This is a genomic window from Henriciella pelagia (genome assembly GCF_002088945.1).
Taxonomy (GTDB): domain Bacteria; phylum Pseudomonadota; class Alphaproteobacteria; order Caulobacterales; family Hyphomonadaceae; genus Henriciella; species Henriciella pelagia.
This window is the reverse complement of the sequence record NZ_NCSU01000015.1, coordinates 323,075-331,466: the sequence shown is the minus strand read 5'-3', so window position 1 is coordinate 331,466 and position 8,392 is coordinate 323,075. Positions and strand designations below refer to the sequence as shown.

Annotated in this window: 7 protein-coding genes; 1 reads left to right on the top strand and 6 read right to left on the bottom strand. The window is 53.2% G+C overall.

Features of this window, described 5'->3' with window-relative positions:
* On the top strand, window positions 1-996 hold a 996-nt coding region (locus tag B8746_RS16195), incomplete at its 5' end, for an SDR family NAD(P)-dependent oxidoreductase (RefSeq protein ID WP_084393400.1).
* Window positions 997-1,213: 217 nt separating this feature from the next.
* Here the strand turns inward: B8746_RS16195 and B8746_RS16190 are convergent.
* From B8746_RS16190 to B8746_RS16165, 6 genes are all read right to left on the bottom strand, one after another.
* Window positions 1,214-1,684 carry a hypothetical protein gene (locus B8746_RS16190; RefSeq protein ID WP_084394732.1) on the bottom strand — a complete coding sequence of 157 codons (471 nt, stop codon included), beginning with the start codon at window positions 1,682-1,684 and terminating at the stop codon, window positions 1,214-1,216.
* A gap of 234 nt (window positions 1,685-1,918) precedes the next feature.
* Window positions 1,919-2,284 carry a hypothetical protein gene (locus B8746_RS16185; protein ID WP_084394731.1) on the bottom strand — a complete coding sequence of 122 codons (366 nt, stop codon included), beginning with the start codon at window positions 2,282-2,284 and terminating at the stop codon, window positions 1,919-1,921.
* Window positions 2,285-2,574: 290 nt separating this feature from the next.
* On the bottom strand, window positions 2,575-3,087 hold the full coding sequence (locus tag B8746_RS16180) for a hypothetical protein (protein WP_084394730.1): 513 nt from the start codon (window positions 3,085-3,087) through the stop codon (window positions 2,575-2,577).
* Between the two features lie 19 nt (window positions 3,088-3,106).
* The gene (locus B8746_RS16175; RefSeq protein ID WP_084394729.1) at window positions 3,107-3,679 is read right to left on the bottom strand and encodes a hypothetical protein; all 573 of its coding nucleotides are present in this window, start codon (window positions 3,677-3,679) and stop codon (window positions 3,107-3,109) included.
* Between the two features lie 105 nt (window positions 3,680-3,784).
* Window positions 3,785-6,454 carry a DEAD/DEAH box helicase family protein gene (locus B8746_RS16170; protein ID WP_084394728.1) on the bottom strand — a complete coding sequence of 890 codons (2,670 nt, stop codon included), beginning with the start codon at window positions 6,452-6,454 and terminating at the stop codon, window positions 3,785-3,787.
* The gene (locus tag B8746_RS16165) at window positions 6,447-8,378 is read right to left on the bottom strand and encodes a site-specific DNA-methyltransferase (protein ID WP_084394727.1); all 1,932 of its coding nucleotides are present in this window, start codon (window positions 8,376-8,378) and stop codon (window positions 6,447-6,449) included. Before B8746_RS16165 ends, B8746_RS16170 begins: the two co-directional genes overlap by 8 nt.
* Between the last annotated feature and the right edge of the window lie 14 nt (window positions 8,379-8,392).

Below are 8,392 nucleotides of genomic sequence, written 5' to 3'. Positions count from 1 at the left end.
GAGGCTGGTGCGCGCGTCGTTATTGGTGATGTTGATGGGGCCGCAGCAAAAGGTGTAGCGGCGCAGGCTGTCGCTGAGATGCATGCGACCAGTTGCGATATCGGCGAAGACGCCTCGGTGAATGCTTTCGCCGACTTCGCCTTCGATAAGCTCGGGCGGGTAGACCTCTTGTTCAATCATGCTGGCGTGTCGGTCGGTGGGCTTCTCGAGCAGATACCGTCTGAGGACTGGAACTGGATGCTGAACGTCAATCTGACAGGCCTTGGCCGGTCCATCTCGGCATTCGTTCCTCGCATGACGGAGCAGGGCGGTGGCTGGATCGTCAACACTTCCTCCGGCCTTGGCCTGTTTCATGACATGCCCTTCGGTGGTCCCTACCTTGCCACCAAGGCTGGCATAATTGCCTATAGTCGGGCCCTTGCGACTTATACTCGTAATCGCGGCATCGGCGTATCGGTCTTCTGTCCCGATGCAACGGCGACCAACTTCATGTCTGCTGGCCGCCTGACGGGCATACCGAAGGAAATTCTCGCCGCAGGCGTGTCAGCGGACCAGATTCAGACCGCCCGGCAGGCTGCAGAGGTGCTGATCGAGGGGCTGAAAGCTGACCGATTTCTGATCTCCGCGGTACCCGATACATCGGAAAAACTGCTTGCCATGGCAAAAGCTGATCTCGCGCCGGAAAGCGACGCATTCGACGAGCACGGCCAGTCAAGGGTTGTTGTATCAAAGGGCGGCCTTCGTGTGCCCCTCGACAAACGCGATGAAGCCCTGGCACTGTTCCGTGAATTCGCAGGCATCACCCAAGGCCATTATGGCTGCCAGTTTTACGACATAGCGATCAGCGCATCTGATCCCGAACAACTGGTCATATTCGAGGTCTGGGACAGCAAAGCCGCCCTTGACGCGCATGCGGCTGCGCCCGGGGCGATGGACCTGATCATGAAGCTGTTCGCTCTTGGGGCGTCGGATTTCGGGGTTCAGGAAATCCGCTAGGATCGAGCAAATCGATTCCTCCGAGCAAACTGGCCTTGCGAGTTCGTCCCGCAAGGCCGCATTTTCTGCGATCTGTCAGAAATCGAATTCAGCCACCAACCTCGCGTGACAGATCGCGAGGGCGTTAACCGACATCGGCCTGTCGACCTCCTTCCCAGAAACCGCCTTATGCCATCACGCTCAGCTCGATCAGAAAAATGGAAATCGACAGATGTGATCAGGATAGCCGCGATCGCAGCCAGGCCTTCCAGTCCGCAGAAGACATACCACCGGCCAGACGATCCTGAATCGCCTCCACGTTGCCAGCCTTATCCAAGAACTCGCGCACCAACTCTCGCTCCTTCCAGGCCCTGGCATGAGCGACAAGATCGGTCCAGCGTTTCTGCTCGCGCTCTCTTTGTCGCTGCGCTTCCAATTCAAGTTGTCGCTTGCGTTCATACTCCAGGTGCTGCGCCTCACGTTCCAGTCGCCGCTGCTTCTGCAGATGCAGCGCGAAGAATAGCGTGTGGACGATCTCAGAGACGCTGTCCTCGAGCGGGGATTCATTCTTCTCTTGCCAGGTCTTTTTAATCCCGGAGAGCCATTCTTTGATCTCGAAGAGAAGCGTGCCGGTCGGCTCGAGTGCGGTCACATGCGTTCGATCGTCGTACAGCCACCGGCGCTCCTCTTTATTGACCGGTCGCTTCATCTGTTTGCGCTTTTCGCGCAGCGCAATTTCAACCCGATCAGGGCCGCCTCAAACGTACAATTTGTTGGCGTCTTGCTCGGCCGTGATGCCGATCGAGCTCAACGACTTCAGAATGGTGCTAATTATCCGGTGGCTCCGGCGTTCGAGTTCGGTCCATGGCGATGGTTTGATCGCCCAACCGGAAAGGTCCTGGGACGCTCGGAGGAACCTGCGCTGATAGTCGTCCAGCCAGCGCTACACGATCGGGTGCGGGTTGGCGAGGCGCTTGGGAACGACCATCGTAGATACCTTAGGAGCCTCCAGCCCCGCTTCGGCGAGGCCATCGTGGGCATTCCCCGCTGATCGGACATTTGGGCCTGGCGGCACGATTGTGATCAGCGTGGGCGCGCCATCCTTGACTTCAGGGAGCGCCGGGCGTCGAGCGGCCTTCCCATGCTCGGCTTTGATCCAGTGGCCCTGCGGGGGACGAGGAATAGCGTGTCGATCACAGAGCTTCGCTAGGCCGGTCCCGGTAATCCCATAGTCGAGGGCGACCTGGTTTAACGGCCGTTCCCAGACCGCTCGGAATAGCGCTTCGCGCGTGACAGTTTTGGCGTCCATTTTTGGCCTCGCTCCGATGTTTGGGCGAGCGCTATGAAGTTGTCCAGCGCTGGCTCGCTCAAGCCAGGGTAGGGAGCTTCTCATAGTTAGCAATTATGCAATTGAGCGTTCGAATCTGCGTGACGAATTCCAACAGCGCACTCCGGCGGCGGGGCATCCAAGACATTGATTCTATGCTGGAAAACGGATCCGTTGGTGCCAGGAGAGGCACCAAACAAGCTATGCCTCACCTTGAATTCAAATGGATTGTTTTTTGCGGTCTAAATCCGTACCAACAGCCGTACCAACACTTATTTTTCTTGAGTGGCGAATATGTCCCTGCCACCCACCTCCGCTAGCTTGTATCCCGCATGAAACAGAAGGGACCAACCGATTTCAGTTAGCACGCCAGCCGTACCTCCGTAGAACTCTTCAGCCATTTCCTCAGAGTATCCACCGACCGAATCAGAAAAGTCGACACGCAAGCCCTCCAGTTTGCGAGCAAGCTCTAGCAGGCCGTTCAAGGTGACCGTCTGACCAAAAACGTGAGCAATCTCGTTACGGGTTTTGTTGAAAAGGCCGTAAGCCTTCGCGTCGGTGTCAGATATTACCTGTCGATCAGCCAGGAACTCGACCTTTCTCCAAAAGCCGTAAGGTAGCTTTTCATCTTCGGCCTGCACCATAGCTATTGTTTCGATGAGGATGGCCTCTAAAGCCAGATGTATCTTCAGCACAGCCGCTACGACGTCAGAGTCATCGCCAAGGATATTCGCCGATATTATGTCGTCCAGTGCGACGTCACGGATCGGAAGTAGCGAAGGCACGTTTCGCTCCTCTTAGGCTTCATGCATTGTCGAACTTGAAAATCGATCGCCCATCTCGAATGGAAGCTACCAACTCTTCTCTAGTATCAATTACTGTCCGCAAAACCTTGTCAGCTCCAGCCACTACGTCTTCGCTAGGTTCGAAATCGTCTGACGGAGGCTCAAACTTGCTCTCAGCTGCTGTGTTTTCGGCTCGAAGGAGTTGCTTGCGCATTTCGTCCGGAATCACAAACGAATAGCGCGCGAGGTATGCTTTCAGCTTCTGCTCCGCGATCCCCAGATCTGACGAGAATCGAACGCAGGCCTCATGCCAATCCATTCCGGGCCACAGATAGTTCGGTTCAAGTTCTTCAGCCAATTTCAAATACGCGTCAGCTGCTTCTATTTCTCGATCCAGTAATAGTTCAAGACGCTTCAGCTTCGCACGATGGTTTTCCATCTTGATATCGAATTCATGGCGTTTGTTCATGAGCAAACGAGGAAATAAAAAATGCACAAATACGCCGCCAACGATGGCGCTAAATACGCTGAGGAGTGCCGTGAAGGTAATTGCGCCAAGCGTGTCGAAGGCTGATTGAACCAATTGCTTCATTCCGGCAGACCCCTTTCCCTTGTCTCGTTCACGAGATCACTACGGGCGTCTTATTGTGTATAAATTGCAGTCTCGATCGACGGTCGGCTTATCGACAAGTCTCGCTCAAGTGAGATTTTCCGACCTAGCGTAATCCTTCCATCCGTCATCAGCTCGCAAGAACCCCGAAAAATCGCTTTCGGTCAGCATCGCATAATGAAAGCGATTGTCGCTCGCTAGCTGTTCGGCTGATTCCTTCTTCGCGACGACAACGGCATCATCTTCCTGCCACTTCGCTTTCACCTCTATGAGATAGATCTCGCCGTTTCGGCGCATCACTAGGAAGTCGGGGTAATAGTTGCAAACCGTATGAGAGTCCGGATGGATGTAGTTCACCCGGAAGCCTGATTGTCCATGGGTCAGCATGCCCGTGAAATAAATCCGATCGTCTGCCTCGAGTTTCAGAACACGCTTGAAAAAATCGACCTCCGGCTTGCTGTCGAAGCAATAGTGGTCGAGGTGAAATGTGCGGTCTTTGACTTTGGAATATTCCGGGTAATCGCGACCAGCGACCAGGTGAGATTTTGCCTTGAATTGAAATGTCGGTGCCCGATTGGTCGAAGAGTTATAGCCTTTGACCAGCTCGACTTCTTCCTCGGACTCGTTCCCGAATGACTCGATATCAAAAAGCGCTCGAAACAGCGTTGGAATGATCACGTCGTAGAGAACGTCGTTAGCCGTATTAACGGCTTCCACGAGCCCGTCAGTCGCAGGAGAGGCTCGTTCGAGTAAGTCCTCGACCTCAAACGGCGAAATCTTATCTCCAGCGAAATAGCGGGCAATCTCGCCGACAAGCGTAAATTGCGTGAAAGTTCGGTTCTCTAGGCGCTCCGTAATGTCTTCAGTCGTGGCTGCCTGAGACGTGATGTTTGAACGTCGCCGGATCCCCGCCCGATATCGCTCCATCACCTCTTCTGAAAGGTCGAACGTAATAGTGTCAGGTGGATCTTTGCGCTTCGTTTTGAACAGTTCGCGCCGGCGCTTCATCGTTAGGACGATTGGCGGAGGTACAGCCCTAACTTCGTACACTTCGGACTCTTCACCCGCCTTTGGTCCGATCTCGTCAGACGTCACTCGGAAGTTCTGTTGAAGTTCGTTCTCGAGGATCTCCATATTTTCTTCCGAAAGGTAGATTCGCCCAGTCTCCTGGATATCGCCTATCGAGCGAAGGCATCGCATTGTCGACTGAAGCACGAATATCTTCGATTTCGGCTTCCGATAGAGCGCCACACCAAATAGCGACCGACAATTCCACCCTTCGCGGCCCTTGCCGACGAGAAGGATGAATTGCTTTTCCGATTCCGGCGTGTCGAGACGATTGAACTCGCGAATTTCTTCTGCAGTGGTGTGCTTAGGATCTCCAACATTCACTAGGATTCGCGAGGTCGGGATTCCAAGTGTTCCCATGACCTGCTCTAGCGCTGGCCGAAGCTCGCCGGTGAGCTCTTCGATAGTGGAGGCGAAAATTGCGAGCTTGGGCAACATGCCTTCTCTTCGTTTTTCACCTTCATTGGTCCAAAAATCCGTGACGAGCTCTCGAAGGAAGTCTTTGCTTTTGACATTGCCCGAATAGTCGACAAATTCCGGCTGTTTCAGATACTTGTTATCGATTGCCGCCTTGAGCCCGTAAGCGTAGACCACTTCAGGCATGATCCGATCTTTGACATAGGGTGTGCCGGTGAAGTTGTAACAGCCAACAACTGAGGTTTTCCTGACCTCCAGAGCTTTAGCCAGCTCGTCGATTGTGGTGCGCAAAGCGGACGTCTGATTTGCCTGGCCCAGATCCTTTTCGAGCGACGCCCCCATCGAGTGGTGCGCTTCGTCGACATAAATCCCGAGTTGCGGCAAGCGAGCGATACGCTGGAACCGGGCATTCACGGCCAGATCAGCGTCGGTTTCTGGCGCATCTTCACCGAGCATCTCGTAGAGCTCTCCGTACACCTCAGAAAGCGAATCCCGGCGCTCGGCAAAAAGCTTGTCTGTAGAGGATTGTTCGGCTTTTCGACGTTTCAGAATGATCTTCTGCGTGTTTGAGATGATGACGTTGAAGCTCGAGCCATCCTGAGCGCCGATGGTTGAGGCCGTGTCGTCCAGGAAGTGGAATTTGAGGTTTGAGCGCAGAAAGTTTGCGTATTCCGGCGGGACAACCAGTCCGAGATCAAAGGTTTGAATTTCCTTGAGAGACTGGAGAACGGTCTTGTCCGGCGCGAACACAAGCGCGTTCTTGCAGAACCGGTCATCTTTGCCGAACTTGTTGGCGAGCAGAAACTCGTAAAAGATACACGTCGCCATCAGGATCGTTTTGCCGAGCCCCATGGTCAGCGCGAAGATGAAGTTGGGATAAGACCTGGCCCGCTCGCTTATGCGGGCAAAGATCTCTTCGTATTGCTCATCGCCTTCGAGTTCGAGAAATCCAAGAAAGCTACCTTGGCCCTTCTTATCGCTTCCTGTCGTCTGAAAGCCATGAAATAGGCCTTCATTTTTTGCCCAATCCCGGAAGAGTTCATGGACGTGGCTGTTGTTACCAAATTCCTTAAGGAAAACGTAGGCCTCAAGCGCCTCAAACTGCGGCTGGCGTAGAAAAGCATCAGCACGCAATTCCGGATCGTTAAAGTCTAGGATCTGCCTTGTGAGCAGCTTATAACGGCGTCGGATCGTGCCTTTGTTGTCGGCGTAGAAGTTTTGGAGCGCCTGGAAGAAGGCGAAGTCCTGTCGGATCGATTTCGCTTTAGGCATTCTCGATGTCGCCTTCCCAGGATTCCGACAGGAGATCGGTAATCTTCACGCGTATTGTGGAAGCGTCCGCAGGAACTGGATAACGGCCAGTGACCAGTTCATCTTTCTCCGGCGCGTCGATGATGGCCGGTGTTAGAACAGCTCCGTCATAATTCCAATCCACCTTCACGCTTTCGACGAGTTGTCGCCAGTCATCGACAGCCTCGGCGTCCATGGACAGTTTTTGAAGGAGATTAAGCGGATAGAAGCCCGCAATGACCAGGTGGTCGTCTTCGATCTTGAGACGAGCGTCAGACGCGCGTTTGAAGTGCAAATGCGCTTTGTCGCGAATGAGGTCAGTAACTTTGACCTCAATATCGAAAGGCTTTGCAGCTTTTTCGAGCTCAGGTCCCAAGTCCGGCTCGTGCCCCATACAGACAAGGTGAATGCGCTCTACGGGCTTGTTTGGCGCTTTGGCGGCACGCGCTTCAAACGCTTTGAAGTCGAGCCCGTTAATAACTTCGTTAAGATCCGCCCTTGTCGAAATGCGGTTCACAGGCATGATTCTCACAAGGTGTTCTTCGTGCTGGCCATCGAATACGCTACCAGGAGCCAGAGGCTGCAGCTCCATGGCCTCTTTTATCAGTTCTTTAGCTTCAACTGGATTTCGAAAGAGATCGTAATTGTTGACGTTGTAAACTTCGAATCCAGTATAAAGTTTCGATGGAGCTTGCTCATTGTCGGTGAACAAATCATCGTTGCCATGCTCGATGTTTGCCCGGGCAGCAATCAAGCGCTTCGTTGACGTTTCAATAGCACCCAAATTGATGTCGGCGCCTATGAATCGACGTCCCAAGCGCATCGCGACTTCCTGAGTGGTGCCCGAACCCATGAAGCAGTCGAAAACCAGACCTCCCTTGGGTGAGGAAGATCTAATAATGCGGTCCAGTAGCGCTGTGGGTTTCTGAGTCGGATAATCGACCCGCTCTGCTGCTTGGCTATTTACCGCCTTAATATCAGTCCAAATGGACTGAATGGCAGCCCCTTTCAGCTCGTCTTCATAGCTCTTCAATCGCGGCCAACCGCCCTCCTTTTTGGGCCAGTAGATTCTTCCTTCAGCATCGAGCCGATCAAGCTCTTCGATCGAAAATTTCCAATGATTGCCCTTGCTTGAGGGAGAGAAGCCACGCCAATCTTTTCCTGATGACCCGTTTCGCAAGCCGGCCTGGGTCGCATCTATGGTAGCAAAGCGACGTCCGTCCTCATCTTCGTAGCTATAGTACTTCTTAATGTATGCAGGATCATGCGGAACAAAAATTTGATTGAACGAATAGTCGTGCGACTTTCCATAGAAAAAGAGGACGTCGTGGATGTGGTTGAATGTCTTTGAATCACTACGAGCGGACGTTCGTTTCCAAATTATCTCATTCAGCATGCGATCAGGACCGAACACCTCGTCGAGAATACACCGAATGTGATGTGCCTTTCTGTAGTCGCAGTGCAGGAAAATTGAGCCGCTCTCAGACAACAGCTCCCTACAGAGCACCAGCCTATCGTAGACAAATTGATTATACTGGTCTTGAGTCCATATGTCTGCGTACTGCTTTTCTTCGAATGCGGCGGAATCGCTTTCGATGTTTTCGGTACGAATCTTGATTTTTTTCTTATAGTCGGCGTCGGACGCGAATGGTGGGTCGATATAGATCAGGTCCACTTGTCCTCGAAACTCCCGAAGCAAATGGGACATGACCTGCAGGTTGTCGCCCCAGTAAATCCGGTTCCACCAGCCATCCGTCGGATCGCCATAGGCTTCTTTCTTCTGCGCAGGAAAGTACTGAGTTGAACGAAATGGACGTTTGCCCGCCCAGCGCAACTCCGGAAATCCCCGAATAGGAGGCAGATCGAACTCAAACGTTTCGAAAGCGTCCTGCTCGTTTTTAGTCATAGTGTTCTACTCTT

What these genes read in the sequence shown, in the direction of transcription:
- B8746_RS16190 (WP_084394732.1), bottom strand. Translation starts at nt 1,684, where the DNA reads ATGAAGCGACCGGTCAATAAAGAGGAGCGCCGGTGGCTGTACGACGAT.
- B8746_RS16185 (WP_084394731.1), bottom strand. Translation starts at nt 2,284, where the DNA reads ATGGACGCCAAAACTGTCACGCGCGAAGCGCTATTCCGAGCGGTCTGG.
- B8746_RS16175 (WP_084394729.1), bottom strand. Translation starts at nt 3,679, where the DNA reads ATGAAGCAATTGGTTCAATCAGCCTTCGACACGCTTGGCGCAATTACC.
- B8746_RS16170 (WP_084394728.1), bottom strand. Translation starts at nt 6,454, where the DNA reads ATGCCTAAAGCGAAATCGATCCGACAGGACTTCGCCTTCTTCCAGGCG.
- B8746_RS16165 (WP_084394727.1), bottom strand. Translation starts at nt 8,378, where the DNA reads ATGACTAAAAACGAGCAGGACGCTTTCGAAACGTTTGAGTTCGATCTG.